The 19,019-nt window shown below is 41.0% G+C and carries 25 protein-coding genes and 1 riboswitch; of the genes, 8 read left to right on the top strand and 17 right to left on the bottom strand.

Annotated features, from left to right (window positions below):
- Positions 1-120 precede the first annotated feature (120 nt).
- On the bottom strand, positions 121-504 hold the full coding sequence (locus BI198_RS11940; protein ID WP_070049750.1) for a VOC family protein: 384 nt from the start codon (positions 502-504) through the stop codon (positions 121-123).
- A gap of 50 nt (positions 505-554) precedes the next feature.
- Positions 555-980: a cupin domain-containing protein gene (locus BI198_RS11935; protein WP_141728879.1), complete on the bottom strand. Its 426-nt coding sequence runs from the start codon at positions 978-980 to the stop codon at positions 555-557.
- 279 nt (positions 981-1,259) lie between these two features.
- Between BI198_RS11935 and BI198_RS11930 the strand changes: the two genes are divergently transcribed.
- Complete coding sequence (locus BI198_RS11930) at positions 1,260-1,835, top strand: hypothetical protein (RefSeq protein ID WP_141728878.1); 576 nt, start codon at positions 1,260-1,262, stop codon at positions 1,833-1,835.
- A gap of 230 nt (positions 1,836-2,065) precedes the next feature.
- Here the strand turns inward: BI198_RS11930 and BI198_RS11925 are convergent, their stop codons facing one another.
- From BI198_RS11925 to BI198_RS11905, 5 genes are all read right to left on the bottom strand, one after another.
- On the bottom strand, positions 2,066-2,410 hold the full coding sequence (locus BI198_RS11925; RefSeq protein WP_394331526.1) for a DMT family transporter: 345 nt from the start codon (positions 2,408-2,410) through the stop codon (positions 2,066-2,068).
- A 52-nt stretch (positions 2,411-2,462) separates the two neighbouring features.
- On the bottom strand, positions 2,463-2,996 hold the full coding sequence (locus BI198_RS11920) for a hypothetical protein (RefSeq protein WP_070049747.1): 534 nt from the start codon (positions 2,994-2,996) through the stop codon (positions 2,463-2,465).
- A gap of 371 nt (positions 2,997-3,367) precedes the next feature.
- Entirely contained in the window at positions 3,368-4,636 is a 1,269-nt protein-coding gene (locus tag BI198_RS11915; RefSeq protein ID WP_070049746.1) for a DEAD/DEAH box helicase, read from the bottom strand.
- A gap of 45 nt (positions 4,637-4,681) precedes the next feature.
- Positions 4,682-5,023 carry a DUF6172 family protein gene (locus BI198_RS11910; RefSeq protein WP_070049745.1) on the bottom strand — a complete coding sequence of 114 codons (342 nt, stop codon included), beginning with the start codon at positions 5,021-5,023 and terminating at the stop codon, positions 4,682-4,684.
- A 544-nt stretch (positions 5,024-5,567) separates the two neighbouring features.
- Entirely contained in the window at positions 5,568-6,428 is an 861-nt protein-coding gene (locus BI198_RS11905) for a P63C domain-containing protein (RefSeq protein ID WP_070049744.1), read from the bottom strand.
- An 85-nt stretch (positions 6,429-6,513) separates the two neighbouring features.
- Here BI198_RS11905 and BI198_RS16260 point away from each other — a divergent pair.
- From BI198_RS16260 to BI198_RS11895, 4 genes are all read left to right on the top strand, one after another.
- A partial coding sequence (locus BI198_RS16260) for a hypothetical protein (protein ID WP_235605322.1) occupies positions 6,514-6,702 on the top strand: 189 nt, incomplete at its 5' end.
- Positions 6,703-7,322: 620 nt separating this feature from the next.
- Positions 7,323-7,529, top strand: a complete 207-nt coding sequence (locus BI198_RS15960; protein ID WP_141728877.1) for a hypothetical protein — start codon at positions 7,323-7,325, stop codon at positions 7,527-7,529.
- A gap of 117 nt (positions 7,530-7,646) precedes the next feature.
- Positions 7,647-8,408: a thiol:disulfide interchange protein DsbG gene (dsbG, locus tag BI198_RS11900; protein ID WP_070049743.1), complete on the top strand. Its 762-nt coding sequence runs from the start codon at positions 7,647-7,649 to the stop codon at positions 8,406-8,408.
- Positions 8,408-9,217 carry a TlpA family protein disulfide reductase gene (locus BI198_RS11895; protein WP_070049742.1) on the top strand — a complete coding sequence of 270 codons (810 nt, stop codon included), beginning with the start codon at positions 8,408-8,410 and terminating at the stop codon, positions 9,215-9,217. The genes dsbG and BI198_RS11895 overlap by 1 nt, the downstream gene beginning before the upstream one ends.
- A 33-nt stretch (positions 9,218-9,250) precedes the next feature.
- On the opposite strand, the gene modC is transcribed toward BI198_RS11895, so the two are convergent.
- The 10 genes from modC to BI198_RS11845 all read right to left on the bottom strand — a co-directional run bounded on the left by modC (position 9,251) and on the right by BI198_RS11845 (position 16,450).
- A complete protein-coding gene (gene modC / locus BI198_RS11890) occupies positions 9,251-10,372 on the bottom strand; it encodes a molybdenum ABC transporter ATP-binding protein (RefSeq protein WP_070049741.1) in 1,122 nt (373 codons plus the stop codon).
- A gap of 30 nt (positions 10,373-10,402) precedes the next feature.
- Positions 10,403-11,101 (bottom strand): molybdate ABC transporter permease subunit, encoded by a 699-nt coding sequence (gene modB / locus BI198_RS11885; RefSeq protein WP_070050859.1) that lies wholly within the window; start codon positions 11,099-11,101, stop codon positions 10,403-10,405.
- Positions 11,102-11,129: 28 nt separating this feature from the next.
- Positions 11,130-11,588, bottom strand: a complete 459-nt coding sequence (moaE, locus tag BI198_RS11880) for a molybdopterin synthase catalytic subunit MoaE (protein WP_070049740.1) — start codon at positions 11,586-11,588, stop codon at positions 11,130-11,132.
- A 1-nt stretch (position 11,589) separates the two neighbouring features.
- Positions 11,590-11,841, bottom strand: coding sequence for a molybdopterin converting factor subunit 1 (gene moaD, locus BI198_RS11875; protein WP_070049739.1), 252 nt, complete (start codon positions 11,839-11,841; stop codon positions 11,590-11,592).
- 1 nt (position 11,842) lies between these two features.
- Positions 11,843-12,358, bottom strand: coding sequence for a cyclic pyranopterin monophosphate synthase MoaC (moaC, locus tag BI198_RS11870; RefSeq protein ID WP_268793905.1), 516 nt, complete (start codon positions 12,356-12,358; stop codon positions 11,843-11,845).
- Position 12,359: 1 nt separating this feature from the next.
- Positions 12,360-12,902: a molybdenum cofactor synthesis domain-containing protein gene (locus BI198_RS11865; protein ID WP_070049737.1), complete on the bottom strand. Its 543-nt coding sequence runs from the start codon at positions 12,900-12,902 to the stop codon at positions 12,360-12,362.
- Between the two features lie 61 nt (positions 12,903-12,963).
- Positions 12,964-13,515, bottom strand: a complete 552-nt coding sequence (gene mobA / locus BI198_RS11860) for a molybdenum cofactor guanylyltransferase (RefSeq protein ID WP_070049736.1) — start codon at positions 13,513-13,515, stop codon at positions 12,964-12,966.
- Positions 13,516-13,517: 2 nt separating this feature from the next.
- Positions 13,518-14,489, bottom strand: a complete 972-nt coding sequence (gene moaA / locus BI198_RS11855) for a GTP 3',8-cyclase MoaA (protein ID WP_070049735.1) — start codon at positions 14,487-14,489, stop codon at positions 13,518-13,520.
- A riboswitch (molybdenum cofactor riboswitch) is annotated at positions 14,480-14,616 on the bottom strand. It overlaps the preceding gene by 10 nt.
- 125 nt (positions 14,617-14,741) lie before the next feature.
- On the bottom strand, positions 14,742-15,608 hold the full coding sequence (locus BI198_RS11850) for a LysR substrate-binding domain-containing protein (RefSeq protein WP_070049734.1): 867 nt from the start codon (positions 15,606-15,608) through the stop codon (positions 14,742-14,744).
- Positions 15,609-15,829: 221 nt separating this feature from the next.
- The gene (locus BI198_RS11845; RefSeq protein WP_235605321.1) at positions 15,830-16,450 is read right to left on the bottom strand and encodes a gamma-glutamylcyclotransferase; all 621 of its coding nucleotides are present in this window, start codon (positions 16,448-16,450) and stop codon (positions 15,830-15,832) included.
- 177 nt (positions 16,451-16,627) lie between these two features.
- Here BI198_RS11845 and BI198_RS11840 point away from each other — a divergent pair, with 177 nt between their 5' ends.
- The 3 genes from BI198_RS11840 to BI198_RS11830 all read left to right on the top strand — a co-directional run bounded on the left by BI198_RS11840 (position 16,628) and on the right by BI198_RS11830 (position 19,016).
- Positions 16,628-17,011: an MbcA/ParS/Xre antitoxin family protein gene (locus BI198_RS11840; RefSeq protein ID WP_070049733.1), complete on the top strand. Its 384-nt coding sequence runs from the start codon at positions 16,628-16,630 to the stop codon at positions 17,009-17,011.
- Positions 17,004-17,696, top strand: a complete 693-nt coding sequence (locus BI198_RS11835) for an RES family NAD+ phosphorylase (RefSeq protein ID WP_235605320.1) — start codon at positions 17,004-17,006, stop codon at positions 17,694-17,696. Before BI198_RS11840 ends, BI198_RS11835 begins: the two co-directional genes overlap by 8 nt.
- 267 nt (positions 17,697-17,963) lie before the next feature.
- Positions 17,964-19,016 (top strand): glycosyltransferase family 9 protein, encoded by a 1,053-nt coding sequence (locus BI198_RS11830; RefSeq protein ID WP_070049731.1) that lies wholly within the window; start codon positions 17,964-17,966, stop codon positions 19,014-19,016.
- Positions 19,017-19,019 lie beyond the last annotated feature (3 nt).

Here is a 19,019-nt window from a genome sequence, read left to right as displayed (position 1 = left end):
CAAAGGTAGTGGTGTTTTTAGGCAAATTAAGCTTAACGTGCATCTTCTTCGATCTGAAAGCCAAGGAGGCTAACAGACCGAGAGAATGATGATGTTAGATCAAAGAGATCTAACATTAAATTATGCAGGTTTGAAGCAATAGACTGCAAGCTTGTTACCGTCTAAATCGCGAGTATAAGCAGCATAGGCATTAGGTGCCCAATCACGAGTACCAGGTGCACCTTCATCAGGCTGACCGGCAGCTAAAGCGGCAGCGTGGAAAGCGTCGATAGCAGCACGGTTTGGCGCTTCGAAACTAACCGTTACGCCGTTACCTACACTAGCAGGTTGGCCGTTAGCAGGTTTAAGAACAAAGAAAGACTGTGCATCGACGCCCCAAATTGAACCGTTATCTGCTAAATCAGCAATACGTTTAAGGCCAATGGTACTTAAAACGTTGTCATAAAAGGCGCGAGCCTTGTTTAAGTCGTTAGTGCCTAAAGTTACGTGGGTAAATACACTCATTATGTGGTGCTCCAAAAAATTGAAAAAATTGATAAGAATTTATTTTAAACTTATTTAGGTGCAAACATGTCTGCTGCAACGCGGTGAGCGGTATACACAGCTTCACCATCACTTTCGCCATCAAAAATAACGGTAACATTAGGCGTGAACAAAACAACGTCACCCACTTCTGCTACATATTTATTGCCTTCTAAGTCACGCATAACAATTTTGCCTTTGGTGATAACTTTGTATTCTACGAATTCATAAACAAATTCGAAGTCAACGCCAGGCTGCATAGCAAAGAAACCAACGGTTAGGCCGTTTGAATTATCAGTAACCGTGACTTCAGCCATCTGACTTTTTAGGTTATTAACTTCAAGTAACCCGGCTAAATCGTTTAATTTATAAGTACCCGCTTTAAATAATTGAATACCAGGTGCTTGGGCCAGTTTGCTGATGCCATTTGCGTTAGTTGAGGTCGTTACGTTAGTCATAATAAATACTCTAAGCTGATGCCATGTTAATTATCAGTCTCAAGAAATATTGAGCTGATAGGGAATTCTCTTTGAGCCAAGATGATGCTGTCTGACTCATGGCGGCCATACTATATTGTTTACAAATAATGATAACCACGCTTAAAGTCAATTAACTTTTACTGTGATGTAACAATGTTGTTGGCTGATATTACTTAGATCTGGCTATTGCCAGTAATGGCTTGGCAAACTGCTTCAGGAACGATTCAGCTGTATCGGTAACAATGGCTAGGTATTTAAATGAAAAGGATATTTGCTATGTCATTAGCTGTAGTAAAAAAATTGCTATTAGCAACAGTGTTAACTTTCACTGCAACAGCCGTTAGTGCTGATAGAAGAGTGGTAATAGATAGTGTATCGGTAGAGCAAATTGTTGCCGATGTGGTTGGCTTTACAGTGCAACGTGCCGCGGAAGAGTTATTGCAAATTTCCCATGTGAATGTGGAACAGCGCGGTTATAGCGATCGTAATAGTTATACTTCACATCGAGTTTATCAGGGGCGACCAGCAAGAATTGACAGGGCTAGTCGCGACAAGTTACGCCAACTAAAACACCAACATCAACGAACTTTAGCCCAGTTAGAGCGTGATTTAGACAGTGATTTACAAGAGTTAGGTCGCGATTTCGCTGACGATGCTCGGGAAACAAAAAATCGGCGCAAGTTAGCTAAAAAGCGCGAAAAATTTCAACGTAAAGTAGATAAAGCCTACTCTAAATTTTCCGCTAAAGTGGATAAAGCTAACTATAAATTTGATCGCAAGCGAGCGGATATTTTACAAGACTCATTGGCTTATCGCTTCGATTATGATGATTAAGCTAAAATCCTCATAAAGCATGCATAAATAAACACCCATACAAACCGCTGGTAAATAGAATTATCGGCGGTTTTTTTATGGTTTAACCTGCAGTATTTACTTACTGCATTATGGGTAAATAAGATAAGTTAAAATTTTAGACCTTATGTCATCATCAACTGTTAAGGTATGACAGTTAAGGTATGAATGTACTGTGCTACTGCTTTACGACGACTTTTTAGTTTAGATTTTTATTGATTTGCAGCTGTTGAAAACACATTAATGACTATCACCCCAGCTAAAATTAACACTATACCGATAACGGCGGCTAAATCAGGGATCTGTTTAAAAAATACGGCACTTAATAAGCCAATTAACACGATGCCCATGCCTGACCAAATTGCATAAGCAACCCCGACAGGGACGGTTTTAAGCACCAAGGATAGGAAATAAAAAGCCACCGCATAGCCGATAACACAGACTGTGCTAGAAATAGCATGAGAAAAACCATCAGAGGCTTTAAGTGCCATGGTAGCTATTACTTCAAAAACAATCGCTATGGCTAAATACCCGTAACCCATTTTCCATCCTTTAATTAAAAAAACTCTTAGTTCTAATTCTAATTCTAATTCTAATTCTAATTTGTAGTTATCTTGCTAGCCAAGGCGCTAAACAACGGGTAACGGGCGGCATAACAACATAGGTTAGTAAAATTACCTGAAAGATGACCCTAAACAGTAAAGCTGCCCAGTCTGGCGCCGCAGGCAAAGTGTTAAATAACAATATCACTAGCGGGGTTAATAGCAGCTGCATAATAAAGATAACCACGGTTAACACCAGTATCATTTTATGGGCTTTAGGATGCAGTTGATTAGCAAACAGAAACTCTAAACCGGTTAAACGATGGATGCGCTCTTCACCTTCTACGATACCTTCAAGTTTGGCAATCCATTGTTGGCGCTCTTCTGAGTGTTCCCAAGCACGTAAGTGCTCAATGGTATCAAAACGAAATACGACATGACATTCACCATACTGGCCATGCTCTTTAAAAGTAGTGGCTTGATAACCGGGGAATTGGCTAGCTATGTTATCAACCTGATGTACCCAGTCTTTATAGTCCGATTGTCGACCGGGTACAATACGTCGAGTTACCACCGCGGTGACTGACTCTTGAACATTCATGTAAAACCTCTAAAAATAGTGCCGCCAACAGGCAAACTGTCACTCTATCAACCATGCAAGTCGAACTAAACATGTCTATAGATAAAAATTATAGTGTATTTTGCACAAAAATATGAAAAATAAGAAAGGCTTATAGTTACTAAGCCATTTTAATGTTTATGTCGATTTTAGTATTACGGCCAAGGTTAGCCAAATGTAGATAAAGAAATTGTCTGGTGCTAAAGAACAACCAGCATTCAATTTTAATAAAAATAGTTATAACAACAGATTAAATTAGATGACTAACAGCTTGATTGGCTAAGGTGCCGCCAAGGAAAAATCTCTTGAGGCGGCACTGTTTTTATCCAACAAACAAGTTCATAGCACAAAGCTTACTTGCTGCTGCGAGGTTTACCTTTTTGCTTTGACTTGTTAGAGTTTTCAAGGTCAATAACAGTTTCGCTGGCTTTGTTTGAACGGCCAGACAATACCTTACGCGAAATACTTTTTAACAGTGAGCCACGATTACTGACTTCAAAACCCGGCTTAACAATGCGTTTGATACTGCTACCAATCATTTTTTGAATCCGCTCTAAAGTTTGCTCTTCTTCACGACTTACAAACGAGATAGCATCACCTGCCGCACCAGCACGACCGGTACGACCAATGCGGTGCACATAATCTTCAGGTAAATAAGGCAAGTTAAAGTTAACTACATAATCTAAGCCTTGAATATCTAAACCACGGGCAGCCACTTCAGTTGCAATCAACACTTGTAACTTAGCCGATTTAAAATCAGCTATAGCGCGGCGTCTAGCGCCTTGGCTTTTATCACCATGACAAACGGCAGCATCAATTTTACTTTTTTGCAGGCCAGCTAATAATCGGTCTGCCTGCTCTTTGGTACTGGTAAATACCAGAACCTGAAACCAGTTCTTTTCAGCCAAAAGCTGTTCAAATAATTCGATTTTCCGGCTTTCTTCTACCGTATAAACGACATGGTTTACGGTATCAGCCGTACTATTTATTTTAGTGACACGGATGGCTTGATGATTATGCAAAATTTTATGCGATAACTCATTTACTGCCGGTGACGTAGTGGCTGAAAATAGCAAGGTTTGACGTGGTGTTGCCGTCATTTGCATTAACTTCATTACATCAGCAATAAAGCCCATATCTAACATACGGTCAGCTTCGTCTAGCACCACATATTCAACGTCACTTAATATTACGTTGCCAAGGGTCATGTGCTCGATTAAACGGCCGGGTGTACTGATAACAATATCAACGCCAGCTTTTAATTTACTCGCCTGACCGCCAATTTTAACACCACCGTATAACGCCGTTATACTGATAGGCGTAAACTGGGCATAGGCCTTGATAGAGTCGGCTAATTGTTCTGCTAATTCGCGGGTGGGCGTTAGGATTAACGCGCGTGGGCGTTTTTCTACCGATGCTTTAGGCTTATCCAACATGCGTTGTAAGACCGGAATAGCAAAGGCAGCGGTTTTACCGGTGCCTGTTTGCGCTGTTACTTGTAAATCTTTACCGCGACGAGCTGGCACAATGGCCTGCTCTTGAACGGGGGTCATCGTACTGTAGCCACAGTCAACAATACCGCGTAGTAAGTCTGGAGCTAAATCTAAAGATGAAAATTGCATAAGAGATCCTCTGTAGATTAGCTACAGTCAATAATAAGGAAAAGATTAATCACTGGCTTTTGTACTTTCTGTATTTTCTGTGTTTTCAGTACTTGCAGTATTAGCCTGCGGTTTATGGTTACAAGCTCTAGCAAGAATTTCGACATAAAATCCAGGTAATTCCTGCGCCACGGCCGCATCGATATGATCTTTTATTTCAGAAGTGAAAACTTCTACGGCTACTTCTTCTGAGGCACCAAAGCGACAATCAAAAGTCCAGTAGTCCATACCTTGAGGCAGTGCTTTACGGCGCTCACGGTTAAGGTACTTTTTAATTTCGTGCTTAATTGCCTCTACCCAACGAGCAGGTTTATGCTTAGGGTGGGTTAAAGAGAATGTCTTTTTCATCAAAATTCCTACAGATATGCATGCAAAGTAAAGCTGAACAAGCTTTTAAAAGCGCATTCTACATGGATGAGTACAAGATAACTGCCAATATCTGCTATTTTCTGTTAAAAACTAAGCAAATAACGGCAATACGCGCTAACTATCGTTAATAATTATATATTTAAGCATAGCCTGAAGAAAATGCCATTGTCAGACCACTTAGCATTGCCAGCACATTTATACAGAATTACCAAAGTTTAGTTGTTCTGAACTAGCCCAAAAGCACAAAGCTAAGTGTAAAAACACAATTTAGGCATCTGCTGTCATTCATCACTTTATTGCATAGTTACGTTGTATAAACGAGCTGGAATTAATGTGTTCAATTCCCATGTTGCAGGGGCTGGTTTTATGGCTGGTTTGTGCCAATTGCGGACATTAACGCCGCATTAAGGTGTGAGCAACGCTACCACGAAACCCGACCTTACCACCGTAAACACGAAACCCAACGATTAGCACTGAAAATGCCAAGCGTTGGGAATCACTCTTAAATGCTTTGTTAGTATGATTACAACTTCATTTCCAGTTGGTTTGATGTGTCAAAAATGCGTTTGAAATTATTCTTAAACTGTTCCGGGTTATCAGATAGCTCCATAACAGTAATTAACTTCGTAATATGTTTCTCAAGATGTGGTAAACCTATATCACCTGTTAAGTACTGATGATGCTTTTTGGTGCGAACACCTTTAGAGTTTTTAGGATTTTTAACACGCAGTTCGTCTAAAACACCTTCGGGCAAATAATCATATACATACTCATTAGTGAATCGTCCCAAGTACGGTGTATGCTTCATACTCTGTGGATCAAATTCCCAATCATATAGACGATATATTTCTTGATAATACTTCCTTGGAAAACGAGCCTGCCATTTTAGATACTCTTCCGATATATAAGCCTTTAAAATTGTTTGTAAGGCATTATTTTCTCGATCGTACTGATAGCCTGTTGCTTCATCAATTAATGCAGCAATACCAACTCTAGCTAAAGCTCGAACCAAAATACCAGCTTGTGTAACAATTTTTAACTGGCTATCAAGAAGAGCATTATGATCATTTGCTTCTAGGTATAAATCACAAATCAAAGGAATTAGGTTAGCATCGTAACCAGAAGTAACTTTACCATTTTGCTGATAATAGTTTACAGGAGTAACAACCTCTTTTAGTTCATCACTAATAAATGGCAATAAGTTCTTTGCGCCAATGATAGAGGGAAAACCTTCAAGTCGCTTTTCACCTTTTCTTGGTCGGTCAAATGCATCAAACAATGCTGTTTGCGTAATAATACGTCTGCCATTACTAAGGATGGCACACGAAATTGTTTTATTACCTAATTCTAATTCACCTTTATGCGTACACTCAAAAACTTCCATCTTTCCACCAAGGTCACAGTTAACATGCTCGCACTATGACCGCAAATGTCACACTTGTCAACGCTGATAAGTGACCAATCATACNGCTCCGCGTAGCGGCTTAGTTCAACAGCTTTATCAGAGGAAACTTTCCTTTTATTATGACAAAGAGGCTTCCTGTTATTTATTACCTATATTATTAACAAAAGCAGTAACTCTTTGCTATCACTATCTAATTATTAATAATTTTATTTTGGCTTTATGTAATAATCAGGAAAGTTTCCTGATTTCATAACTTGGCAGGAAAACATTCAACGCTGGTTATAAACACAGCAAGAACAATTATTTTTTATTTTACTTTAATGCAAATTAAACGAACATCAATGTCTGCTCCTCGCTCGAAGCTGCCTATCATAAAGTGTCGAGCTTTATAACAAAACCTCTGGCTTCAGTTCTAAGTATTAATCCCTTAATGACATTATTTAATCATTGGTTAGTGCGACTGATGATAATAACTAGCTCTTTTAAGTGGGGTTCAAGATACTTATATAATTGTTGCTAAACAACTTGCTAATAGGATCTGAATCATTAATGTATGGAATATCGGTGCAATGGAGATAAACATGAATATGGAATTATTAGCCTGGCTGGTACCTGCGATTATTTTGACCGTGGGGCTGGTATATATTGTTAAAAAAAGTGGTAAAAAATAAGTCGCTATGGACAAGAATGGAGTAGAGCAAAGCCGACTTAAAAGTAGCTTTATTGCTGTGTTATCTCATAGCGTGTGTTGTGGGATTATGCTCTGCTACATCGTTATTTTTTCTAATTTGATGTTAACAGCAGCTAATGAACAGTTGGCCTTGAATTATTTAGCTTGCCTCAGTGTCGGAATCACGCTGATGAATTTGGGTTATGCTGGATACTGCCATTTCCATCCCAGCGAAAAGCCGCATAGTCCCTTGGTTGCTTTGTTGTATATGTTGTTTTACGGCTTGGTATGGCTGTTTTATCGTCCATTTAAAAAGCGGTAGTTTACCTTTTATCGTGATGATGATGATGATGGTTATGTTTAAACTTGCAGTAAATGTTAGTAAGGTAAGCCATTACGCCATGTTTTAGTTAATAAATTCATTTTTAGTTGAAATATATTTTAGTCAGAACCGTTCTACTGCCAATTAAGGTAACATAGCATTAATTTTATATTGTAAACGGCCTGTTTAATTGGAGAGTAGTTGAATGAAGTTTTCTCGTCACATCGCAATAATCGGATTGTCTGCAGCCTTAAGCAGCTTTGCCTACGCAGAACAAAAAACACCGGAAGTTATTACCTTTTTACAGCAACAAGGTGTTGAAGTGGTAGATACCTTCAAAACAGATGCCGGTGTAACCGGTTATGCGGTTACGATTAACGGTCGCGCATTAAGTGTGTATTTAACACCCGACAACAAGCATGCCATGATTGGTAACTTAATTGATGCCCAAGGTAATGATTTAGGGGCTGAAGCAATACAGCGTCTAATCACAGGCCCAGCAAATGACAAAGCATGGCAGCGTTTAGCCGATTCAAACTGGGTAGCGGATGGTAAAGACACTGCACCGCGTATTATTTATACCTTTACCGATCCTAATTGCCCTTATTGCCATAAATTGCGAGAAGCTGCAGCAGCAGAAATAGCGGCGGGTACGGTGCAATTACGCCATATAATGGTCGGTATTATTCGTCAAGATAGCCCATCACAAGCGGCTAATATTTTAGGTGCTGCTAATCCGGCACAGACATTATTGCAACATCATACAATGTTAGGAAAAGGCGGCATTAAACAAGATCAAAAAGCGATTAAAAATGGCAATGCAGCCGTTAATGCTAATACCCAGATGCTGCAAGAGTTAGGCTATTCAGCAACGCCAACCAGTTTTTATAAAGATGAAAATGGTGAAGTAGTTAGCGTGCAAGGCTTACCAAGACCAGAAGCACTGAATAAGATGTTGGGTAAATAATGATTGCGGTTAATCTTGGACCTTTTGCTTTTCCGGTATCGCCATTGCTGGCTTTAATTAGTGTCATTATTGGTTTTACTGTCACGTCTTTGGTGGCTAAAAAAGGCGTGACAGAAAATAAAGAAAGTGCATCGAATGCGTTAATGCTGATTTTGCTGGCTGGTTTAGTGTTTGGTCGCTTGGTGTTTGTGCTGCGCTTTGCTGATAGTTTCGACAGCTTTTGGCAAATGTTAGATATACGCGATCGTGGTATCGATTATATGGCCGCGTTATTTAGTTCTGCCGTGGTGTTATTTATACAATTACGCCAGCGTCAACTTCGTAAAGCCTTGCTGTCAGGTGTGTTAACCATGGCTGGCTTATTTGCGGTATTTAGCTTAGTTATAAGTGCAGGTCGCTTACAAGCGGTGCTACCGGACAGCAGTTTTATGCAACTAGATGGTCAAACCGTCACGCTGCCAGAAATTAGCCAGCAACAACCAACCGTGGTTAATTTATGGGCCACTTGGTGTCCGCCTTGTCAGCGGGAAATGCCGGTACTAGAGCAAGCAGAACAACGCTATAGTGATGTGAAGTTTATTTTGCTTAATCAGCGCGAACCGACTCATACCGTTGAGCACTTTTTGCAACAACAAGGCTTAAATTTTAATCATGTGCTGTTAGATAATAAGGGCGATATGGCAACCAATATGGGCGCTTTTGGTTTACCCATCACCTTATATTTTGATGCAAACGGCCAATTGGTTCACAGCCATATGGGCGAGTTATCGGCAGCCAGTTTGCAGCAAAGTATTGAGCAGTACTTTTAATTAACTAACTAATTACCTAATTACTAAAACAATTTAATGAATAGCAACGGCTTTAATTTGCGCATATAACTGCATGTTAACCGCAAGTTTTAGCCGTTTTGCTGATTGTTTAGTAATTAAAGCTTGCAGCGGTTGCTGCTCTACCATCAGTTGCACTAACACCTCTGCCGGATGCTCTGCATCACGCATACCTGTAATAATTACGGTTAACTGATTACTCACCGAGCTATGTTCTAACTTAGCTAAGCTCAATGCTACATCTCGTGCTTGCACCCGTAACCGACATTCCTTAAGTTGTGCTTTATGCTGCTGATTTTGCAGATGCAGGGGTGCAGCTACCTGCAATTTTTGCTCGCCCAGTTGCAGGGTTAACAAGTCAGCGTCTTGATTATAGTTATGAGCATAGTTATGAGAATAGATATGCAAGGGTTCTGGATTAGGCATAACTTGGCAATGCAATACTGACATAGCACCAAAAGCGGCAAATTGGGCTAAATTTAGCTGTTGCTGCAGTTCACCTTGGCTGATCACTTCACCTTGTTCTAATAGCATTATATAGTCGGCTAATTGCACAATATCGTCTAATTGATGACTAACTAATAACATGGGAATCTGGCATTGCCGGGCAACATGCTGCAAGTACGGTAATATCTCTTGTTTACTCGGGGCATCTAACGCTGTTAAAGGCTCGTCTATTAACAATAGTTGTGGGCTAGTGAGTAAAGCCCGCCCCAGCGCAATGCGTTGGCGTTGCCCGCCCGAAAGCTGCTCTAAATCTAATGCCAGTAAAGGTGCTAATTGCAGCATTTCTATCACTTGCGCGGGCTGCAGCTTCTGCTCAGCTGCAGGGGTGCGCTTATAACCATATAATAAGTTATCCGTAGCGGATAAGTGTGCTAATAAACTGGCTTCTTGAAACACCATACCAATACGACGTTGATGAATGGGTATGGCTGTTTTACCCGCTAACCAGTGTTGTTGTTGAAAACTAATTAGCCCTTGGCAGCTGGGCTCTAAGCCGGCAATAGCGCGTAATAAGCTGGTTTTGCCACAGCCAGATCGGCCAAAAATAGCGGTCACGCCGCTACTGGGTAGCTGGCAATTGACTTGCAACATAAAATGGCGTCGAGGTAGCTTAAAATTTAGCGTAATCATAGCTTTGTCATACTCAAATCATAACCTTACTCATAATCTTACTAATGAAAATCGTCGCTGTGCGGTATACACCAGTGATAACACCACAAAGGCGGCGACTAACATACCTAAAGATAACGTGTGGGCAGCCGCATAATCCATGGCTTCGGTGTAGTCATAAATTAATACCGATAACACCCGAGTTTCACCAGGAATACTGCCGCCAAGCATTAAAATAACGCCAAACTCACCTAAGGTATGGGCAAAGCTAAGCGTTGTGGCGACGATAAAGCCACCACGACAAAGGGGTAATGTGATAGTGAAAAAGCGATCCAGTTTATTCGCGCCTAAACTGGCAGCCACTTCATGCGGACGGCGGCCCATATCACGAAACGCTTGCAATAATGGCTGGACGGCAAAGGGCAGTGAATACACCACCGAGGCAATTAAAATACCGGTAAAGCTAAAGGCTAAATGAGTGAAGCCTAAGCTTTGTAAAGTGCTACCTACTGCGCCATGCGGACCAAGAAGCATTAACATGTAAAAACCTAATACCGTAGGCGGTAATACTAACGGTAACGCTACTATGGCTTGGACGGCGATACGAAATTTACTGTGACCAGAGGCTAACCACGATGCGATAGGCGTGGCGATAATTAATAAAATGAATGTGGTATAGCTACACAACTTAATAGTTAACCAAATAGCTTGCCAATCAGTAGCGGTTAAACCGGTTAAGCTCAGTTCCATTTTGACCTTATTCTTAGTTATTAAATCACTACCAACGCTTAATTGCTGCTTGATCACTGGCTTTAGCTTCAACCCAATAATCTTGCTCTGAGGTATGTTCTTTTTTCCAAAACGGTGCAGTATTTTTTAAATAATCCATAATAAATTGCGCCGCTTCAAATGCGGCTAGACGATGCGGGCTAGATACGCCTACAAAGACAATTTGGTCATTGGGTAATAACCTGCCTATACGATGAATAATACGCACTGTACCTAATTGCCAACGCTGTTGCGCTTGTTCGGCTATTTGCTGTAAAGCTTGCTCGGTCATGCCGGGATAATGCTCTAAAGTCATGGCGGTTAAGGTGGTATTGGCTAGCTCTCGAACTAAACCGCTAAACATAACGACTGCACCACAACTAGTACGACAAGCGGTATCATTGTTTAAGGCGGCATATTCGTCTGCCACAGTAAAATCATGCTGTTGTACGCTAATGTATATTGACATTTTAGCCGCCTGTTACCGGTGGGAAAAAAGCTAATTCATCTCCAGCGTTAACTTGAGTCGTCATTGACACCAACTGCTGATTTAACGCACACAGTAAATCGGCTTGGCTAAGTGCTTGCTGCCACTGGCTATCAGTAGTTTGTAATTGCTTTAGTACGGCAGCAATTGTCATCGGTGTGCTGCTTAGTTTAAGTTGCTGCTCGGCACATTGTAAACGCTCACGTAGTGCTGCAAAAAATAAGATTTTAATCATGTTAATAATCCTCCAGCATATAATGACCTGATTTACCGCCGGTTTTTTCTATTAAATGAATATCAGAAATTATCATCGCTTTATCAACAGCTTTACACATATCGTATATCGTTAATGCAGCAACCGTTACCGCAGTTAAGGCTTCCATTTCGACACCGGTTTGGCCACTTAAAATACATCGGCTTTGCAGCTTGATCTGCCCTTTAGCTGCATTTAATTGAAAGTCGACACTGACTTTGCTTAGCATTAATGGATGGCACAGCGGAATTAACTCACTGGTTTTTTTCGCGGCCATAATACCGGCAATTCGTGCGGTGGCTAAAACATCGCCTTTTTTAATCAAAGCTTGTTCAATAAGCGCTATTACTTCAGGCCGAGTATTAATAGTGGCGCTAGCTCTGGCTTCGCGTCGAGTTATGGTTTTTTCTGACACATCCACCATGCTGGCTGCACCATCTTGATCGAGATGGGTTAGGTGTAAACTGGCATCATTCACGTTTAAAAAAGTAGCACTCACATTAGGCTCCATTACAGCTATTAATAGGGTTGTTTTTAACATGGGCAACAAAGTTACAAGGCCCAGTACGGCTATCTAGCTGCGGTAAGATAAGGTGTTGCATGGCTAAGCGGCACGCGCCACCTGAGCCGGGCATAGCAAACAGTAAACTAGACTTGGCAAAACCAGCAAGTGCCCCTGACTGCATAGCAGCAGAGCCTAGCTCGGCAAAAGATAATTGGCGAAATAACTCACCAAAACCTGGAATGGGGGTGTCAATTAATGCACTAACGGCAGTCACCGTACAATTGCCTTTGGCAAAGCCTGTACCACCGTTAATAAGAATAACTTGAATGTTTTCATCGAGCATCCAATGGCTTAGCGTTTCACGTATTAAGTTGATGCTGTTGTGGAGAATGGCGCGAGCTACAACAGCATGGCCGGCTTGTTGGCTTAAGTTAGTGAGTAAGTCGCCACTGCTATCATTACTTGCAGTACGGCTGTCCGAAATGGTCATTACCGCAAGATTAAGAGCGTAAAACTGGCTTAAATCAGCTTTGGCCATTGTTGCTACTCCAAAAATTAACTATGAAAACACTGATCAAAATATCGACCAAATTAGTAGGCTAATTGTCATATTCAGTTGCGCTAGTAAGCTGTTGTAAAAAAACTTGCCAGTCAGCTGGAGTATTGGTATTTAATAACTCTTTATCGTCAATGCTTACAGCTACCGCGTTTAAAGTGCTTAGTAATTGTTTTATAGAACGTTTTTGGTTTAAGAGCTGCTGTTCAATAAGGGCTTGTAATTGGCTATTATTGGTCAGTACACAAGGTAGTGGGCAGTGATTAAAATAAGCGGTCGCTGCAGATTGCTGCATTAATAATTGTAGCGAAAATACGCTTAGTAACGGCATATCTATAGGTAATACTAATAACCGTTTATGCTCGCAGTGAGGTAGGGCGGCTAAGATGCCCGCTAATGGCCCTTGCTCGGAATGTACATCTTGAATATAGCCGGTTTGATTGCGGCTAATTAATACCTGACTGGCCCCTGCGCGTGTGGCTAATTGCTGCATATGTTGCAATAAATTACTGTTGTGTAGTAGCAAATTGGCTTTATCTTGGCCCATACGACTAGATTTACCACCAGCTAAAATTAACGCGCTAAAGTCTGCCATATTTAACCACCAATCATGGCTAAGTGCCGGGTAGAGCCGCTGTTGTCGTCGAGTAAATAATGGGTCTCTGCTTTAGTTAAAATAGCCGATTGTAAAAACTGCATAACTGGCTCGGCATTATCAGAGGTTAATAAATGCCGCAGGTTTTGATGTTGTTCGGTAAATAAGCATAAAAACAGTTTAGCTTGGCTAGAGACTCTTAAGCGGTTGCAATCGGCACAAAAATCTTTGCTATAAGGCATAATTAAACCAATTTTGCCTTGGTAATCGGTATGGCTATATTCTAATGCTGGACCATCTGAAATGCCTTTAGCTTGTAATTGCCAACCTTGTTCTAATAACGTTTGTTGAATACTACTGCCGCTTAAATGCTGCTTTTGATAAAAAGTTGTATTGTCGTTAGTGCGCATTAGCTCGATAAAGCGCAATGAAACAGGGCGGTTTTTTACAAATTGCAAAAAGTCGGGTAAAGACAGGGCATTATGCTGGCGTAATAGTACGGTATTAATTTTTACCTGTTTAATCCCTACAGCTTGTGCATATTCAATGCCTTCTAGTATTTCGGCTAGTTTATCTTGGCCGGTTACTAAATGAAAAGTCGCCGCATCTAGGCTATCAATACTGACATTGATAGCGTCTAAGCCGGCTTCTTTTAAGGCCATTGCATCACGTTTTAAGCGATAACCATTGGTGGTTAAGGCAACTTTTTCAATACCAGGGACGGCTTTACAAGTAGCGATAATGTCACACAAATCTTTACGCAGTGCTGGCTCTCCACCGGTAATGCGTACTTTACGCGTGCCGAGTTTGGCAAAGGCAGTGACTAAGCGGCGAATTTCTGGCAGGGTAATTTCACCTGTTCGAGAGTCACAGTCGTTACCATCGGGCAGGCAATAGGTGCAGCGAAAATTACAACTTTCGGTAATGGATAGCCGCAAATAAGTAAAGCGGCGCGAGAATGCGTCTACTAACATTAATTACACCTTTCCTAATGGGGAGGTGAAGCCGTTTCCAGCCGCACCCGGTGGCAATATTGCCACGGCTAGCCGTTCATTCCTGCTGTGCAGGGGTAGAGCCGGTAGCTCGGCGTGATGGATTAAGTGTAGCGTAGTGATTTAAAGGAGGTAATTGCCACAAAGGAGTGTATAGCTACCACATAGTAGGTAGCTAAAGGTATTAAAGTTAGTTTTGCAGCATAAGGATGACTAGAGTATGTCGCTACTTGACTAAGTTAACCCTGCAGCTAAATAATCGATTAACAACCGAATTTTTGCTGAAAGGTGCCTATTTTGTGGGTAAATGGCCCATATGGTTTCGTTAGGTATTTTATAATTATCTAATAACGCTATCAGCTGGCCGCTATCTAGGTAAGATTGCAAATAATAGTTAGGAAGTTGCACTATACCTAAGCCTTTTAATGCCGCATCGGCCAAAGCAATACCGCTGTTGTAGCGCAAGCGACCACTAAGGCGAATATTTCGTTCTTTACCGTTATCAATAAAACGCCAATAGTCGTTAGTACCCATTAAACAACTATGCTGCTCAAGCTCGGATAAACTATGCGGCATACCGTATTTTTCAATATAACTAGGGGCGGCACAGACATAGTTAGTGCGTTTACCCAGCTTTTTAGCAATTAGCGTTGAGTCGGCTAAGTTACCAATTCGAATGGCTAAATCAAAGCCATTTTCCACTAAATCCATATTCTGGTTAGTTAATAAAGCGGTGACTTCAAGGTCTGGATATATCTGAATAAAATCGTTTATCAGTGGCAGAACTTGCTGTTCACCATAAGTAACTGGGGCAGTAAGCTTTATTTTACCTTGAGGCGTGGCTTGTAAATTAGTTATGGCACGTTCTGCAGCTTCTAAGCCGTCTAGCACACCGCGGCAATGCTGATAAAATATTTGACCTTCTTCAGTTAGCGAAACCTTACGGGTGGTACGGTAAAATAATTTAGTGTTTAAACGCTTTTCTAAAGCGCTAACTTGACGGCTAACTTGTGCCGTTGAGATGCCCAGTTGTTGTGAGGCTTGAGTAAAACTATTGCTTTCGGCAACATGAACAAATTCGCTTATACCTTCCCACAACATAATGTTTTACCTTATTGATGCTTATATAGAAATTATCGTTGCATAAAATGCCAGATTATTACTGGCATGGCTAGATTAATGCTAAGAAAAAGTATAGCTGAGTTTTAGTGCGCACAGATTAATACTATAAATAACATGTATTTATAGTATTAATGTTAATTTTAAAAGTATCTGCTACTAGGGACTTTATTAAATCAGTAGGCGCCGCAAAAATGTTATGCTTACCTTGTTTTATGGGCAATGTTCTGTGTTGTATCAGGTAAATTAGAGTTTGCGGCATGAGTAAGCCAATACTCAATTTCAAAAACATGGGGGTCATCCACTTCTAATTGACGCAAAGCTTGGGCTAATTGCAGTAAATAATCGCTATTGTCACCACTTTCGCCCGCAGAGCGAGCAATATGGCTAGCGATATCTTTTTCTGAAGCGGGGCCTAAATAAGCAGTATTGTCTGTGGTCGCGATATAAGTTATTCCGGTATTTACTTCATTATCCGCAAAGTGCAGGTCAGTTTTAAAGCGTAAATAACCGTTTTTCTCCCGATAATCCAGTTGCTCAAACACACTTGCTTCAACCCGAAAAGCCATGCCTTCACAACTAGCGCCTGGCGCTTCAATTAATGTTGCTACCCGGCCGGGTGATTCTGGTGTACCACGATGATCATGCGAGCCTTGCCAGAACCGACGCTGCCAATTAAATATTTTTGCAGGACGTTGCTCTAAAAACGGAAAGTCGACTTTATAAATTAATGAACCATAACCGAACAACCAAATATCATCACTGTCAGCACTAACATTAGGCAATTGGCGGTTGGCGTTTTGCTGGCGCGTATCTGTAATCACATTAATACTTCACTTCTATAAGACATAAAATAATCTTAGCACATTTGACTTGAATACAGGATGCGAATGCTTATAACCATTACCACGTTTATATTCGCTTTAGTTATGGTTAATTTTGTACATTTTATGTGTTTTAGTCTATATTTGTACGTAATGCTTGAGGTGACAGGAGGCGGTATGCAAACAGTAATAAATACGCAAAATATGCCTAATATGGCGCCAGTAGCGATAAAGATGTTTATTAATATCACCAGTGCAGAGTGGCAACTACCTGAAAAAGCCATGCGCACTTTATTAGGTGAGCCAAGTCGCAGTACTTTTTTTAATTGGCGCACCGGTAAAGTAAGCAGTTTATCTAAAGATACTTTAGAGCGAATTTCTTATATTGCTGGTATTTATAAATCATTAAAAATTTTATTTCCTAATGTAAGCCAAGCCAATGCTTGGATTAAAAAGCCCAATGCGGCTTTTAATGGTCAGTCAGCGTTAGAGGTTATGTTAGCCGGCAGTATTGTTGATTTAGCCAGAGTAAGACGCTATTTGGATGCCCAGCGTGGATAAGCCGATTGCCACAGCAATAACGTGGCAAGCCCGGCGCATTATTCCTAGCTTGTTTCCACCGGTCGATTTGTTTGAACGTGTGGTAGACCCCGCTGAATACGAAATGGCATTTTATATTGAATCGTTAACCAATGATCGCTTACGGGATCAAGTAGGAGAGTTGGCGTTAGTTAAGGCTGAAGATCGCATATCGGGTTGTGGTACTACGCCGATAATGGCTGCCTTTACCCACATTGGCCATGCTAGTCGTTTTACCGATGGTAGCTATGGTGTTTATTATGCCGCGAATAATAGTGAGACCGCACTCGCCGAGACCACTTATCACCGCGCTCAGTTTTATCGGGCCACCAATGAGCCTGATACTCGGATCTATATGCGCGAATATGTGGGTAGCGTTATTCAGCCCATGTTGGATATTACCGCTAACCAGTATCAATCGTTACATAATGCCGACAACTACCAAGTAAGCCAACACTACGCTAAACAGCCACGCCAAGCCGGTGCCTATGGTTTGTTGTTTAACAGCGTACGCTATCGTAATGGTTTATGTGTGGCTGTTTTTAGGCCTTGTGCTTTAACACCGGTTATTCAAGCGGCACATTACGAATACTTTTATAGTGCCGCCTTACAAAGCATAAAATATGTATTGTTAGTGAGTGAAGTAAAACTTACCCCGCCCAGTTAAGTGCTAGCAATATCGTATTTGTGTCATTATTACTTTACTTATTAAGTAATATTCCCTTCGAAAAAAGTTGTTAAAAATCGTTATTGTTCAGTTATCATTCAGCCATTTTGTTGCTTTTTCAATAGTAATTTAAATTTTAGAGTAATTACTTTAAGTTGGTTGTTACTAACCGCAAATATTAGTTGTTATGGCGATAAAGTCAGGTTGATAATTATTTGCTAGGTATAATTCACGCTCATAAAATCCTTTAGCGCTGCCTATTTATCAATGAACAAACCAATTGCTAAAATTCTAATGATCCCTGTATCCAGTCCGCAAGGAATTGGTGAATATATACGCTCATTAATTATTGCCCAGGCACTGAAACAGCAATGGCCAAGTTTAGATATTCAGTTTGTTTTAAATAAACAGGCACCATCAGCTGCAGATTGTCCTTTTCCAAGTCATTTACTAAATAATTCGGCGACAAAAGAAAATGCCGCAGTATATGCCTTACTGAAGCAGCTTAAACCTGATCTGGTGATATTTGATTGCTCTGGCCGTGCTGCGCAAGCGCGGTATGCCAAGCATTTAGGTGCCAAAGTCGTGTTTATTAGCCAGCATAAAAAGAAACGGGCTAAAGGTTTTGCTTTTAATCGGTTACCGGCACTTGATAGTCATTGGATTACCCAATTTAAGTTTGTTGATGGTGATTTAACGGTAATGGAGCGGATTAAATTATCGCTACTAAATAAAGATGCGCCTATTTTTACTGGGCCTATATTTAGTGCGCCTGAGCCATCGCTCAATATAGAGTTCGCAAACCTTCAACCTGATAATTTTAGTGTTTGGGCTGCGGGCGGTGGCGGCCATACCGTACAAGGCAAAAGTGCATCTGAAGTGTTTTATCAAGCTGCGCTTGGAGTCGCAACCAAGGCGCAACCAGCGATAGTGGTTACCGGTACTAACTTTACCGGTGAGTTAGCCTCTACGGCTGAGGTACGAGTCGTTAAATCTTTGCCTAACCAGCAACTGATGAGCTTATTAGCGCAAGCCAACCTTATTGTTTCAGGTGGTGGCGATATGATGGGCCAAGCTATTGTCTTGGGTAAAAATATCGTCGCTGTCGCCGTGGCTAAAGATCAGCCGAAACGGGTGCAAGCTTGTTTAGATCAAGGCCTAATTTATCGTTCTGAATTAAGCATCTCTCACATTATTCAGCAATGCCAGCAGGCATTACAACAACCGATTAGGGTTAAATATCCAGCCCAGCCAGGCTTGCAATTAGTGCTGGCCGATATTGCTCGATTATTAACATTGCCAATAGCCTCTTCGGTTTAAAAA

The sequence above is a fragment of the Rheinheimera salexigens genome (genome assembly GCF_001752395.1).
GTDB lineage: Bacteria > Pseudomonadota > Gammaproteobacteria > Enterobacterales > Alteromonadaceae > Alishewanella > Alishewanella salexigens.
This window is presented reverse-complemented; position numbering and strand designations above follow the sequence as displayed.

Coding starts and splice junctions, on each gene's coding strand:
- BI198_RS11940 (WP_070049750.1), bottom strand. CDS start 504: ATGAGTGTATTTACCCACGTAACTTTAGGCACTAACGACTTAAACAAG.
- BI198_RS11935 (WP_141728879.1), bottom strand. CDS start 980: ATGACTAACGTAACGACCTCAACTAACGCAAATGGCATCAGCAAACTG.
- BI198_RS11930 (WP_141728878.1), top strand. CDS start 1,260: ATGAAAAGGATATTTGCTATGTCATTAGCTGTAGTAAAAAAATTGCTA.
- BI198_RS11920 (WP_070049747.1), bottom strand. CDS start 2,996: ATGAATGTTCAAGAGTCAGTCACCGCGGTGGTAACTCGACGTATTGTA.
- BI198_RS11915 (WP_070049746.1), bottom strand. CDS start 4,636: ATGCAATTTTCATCTTTAGATTTAGCTCCAGACTTACTACGCGGTATT.
- BI198_RS11910 (WP_070049745.1), bottom strand. CDS start 5,023: ATGAAAAAGACATTCTCTTTAACCCACCCTAAGCATAAACCTGCTCGT.
- BI198_RS11905 (WP_070049744.1), bottom strand. CDS start 6,428: ATGGAAGTTTTTGAGTGTACGCATAAAGGTGAATTAGAATTAGGTAAT.
- BI198_RS15960 (WP_141728877.1), top strand. CDS start 7,323: ATGCTGGATACTGCCATTTCCATCCCAGCGAAAAGCCGCATAGTCCCT.
- dsbG (WP_070049743.1), top strand. CDS start 7,647: ATGAAGTTTTCTCGTCACATCGCAATAATCGGATTGTCTGCAGCCTTA.
- BI198_RS11895 (WP_070049742.1), top strand. CDS start 8,408: ATGATTGCGGTTAATCTTGGACCTTTTGCTTTTCCGGTATCGCCATTG.
- modC (WP_070049741.1), bottom strand. CDS start 10,372: ATGATTACGCTAAATTTTAAGCTACCTCGACGCCATTTTATGTTGCAA.
- modB (WP_070050859.1), bottom strand. CDS start 11,101: ATGGAACTGAGCTTAACCGGTTTAACCGCTACTGATTGGCAAGCTATT.
- moaE (WP_070049740.1), bottom strand. CDS start 11,588: ATGTCAATATACATTAGCGTACAACAGCATGATTTTACTGTGGCAGAC.
- moaD (WP_070049739.1), bottom strand. CDS start 11,841: ATGATTAAAATCTTATTTTTTGCAGCACTACGTGAGCGTTTACAATGT.
- BI198_RS11865 (WP_070049737.1), bottom strand. CDS start 12,902: ATGGCCAAAGCTGATTTAAGCCAGTTTTACGCTCTTAATCTTGCGGTA.
- mobA (WP_070049736.1), bottom strand. CDS start 13,515: ATGGCAGACTTTAGCGCGTTAATTTTAGCTGGTGGTAAATCTAGTCGT.
- moaA (WP_070049735.1), bottom strand. CDS start 14,489: ATGTTAGTAGACGCATTCTCGCGCCGCTTTACTTATTTGCGGCTATCC.
- BI198_RS11850 (WP_070049734.1), bottom strand. CDS start 15,608: ATGTTGTGGGAAGGTATAAGCGAATTTGTTCATGTTGCCGAAAGCAAT.
- BI198_RS11840 (WP_070049733.1), top strand. CDS start 16,628: ATGCAAACAGTAATAAATACGCAAAATATGCCTAATATGGCGCCAGTA.
- BI198_RS11830 (WP_070049731.1), top strand. CDS start 17,964: ATGAACAAACCAATTGCTAAAATTCTAATGATCCCTGTATCCAGTCCG.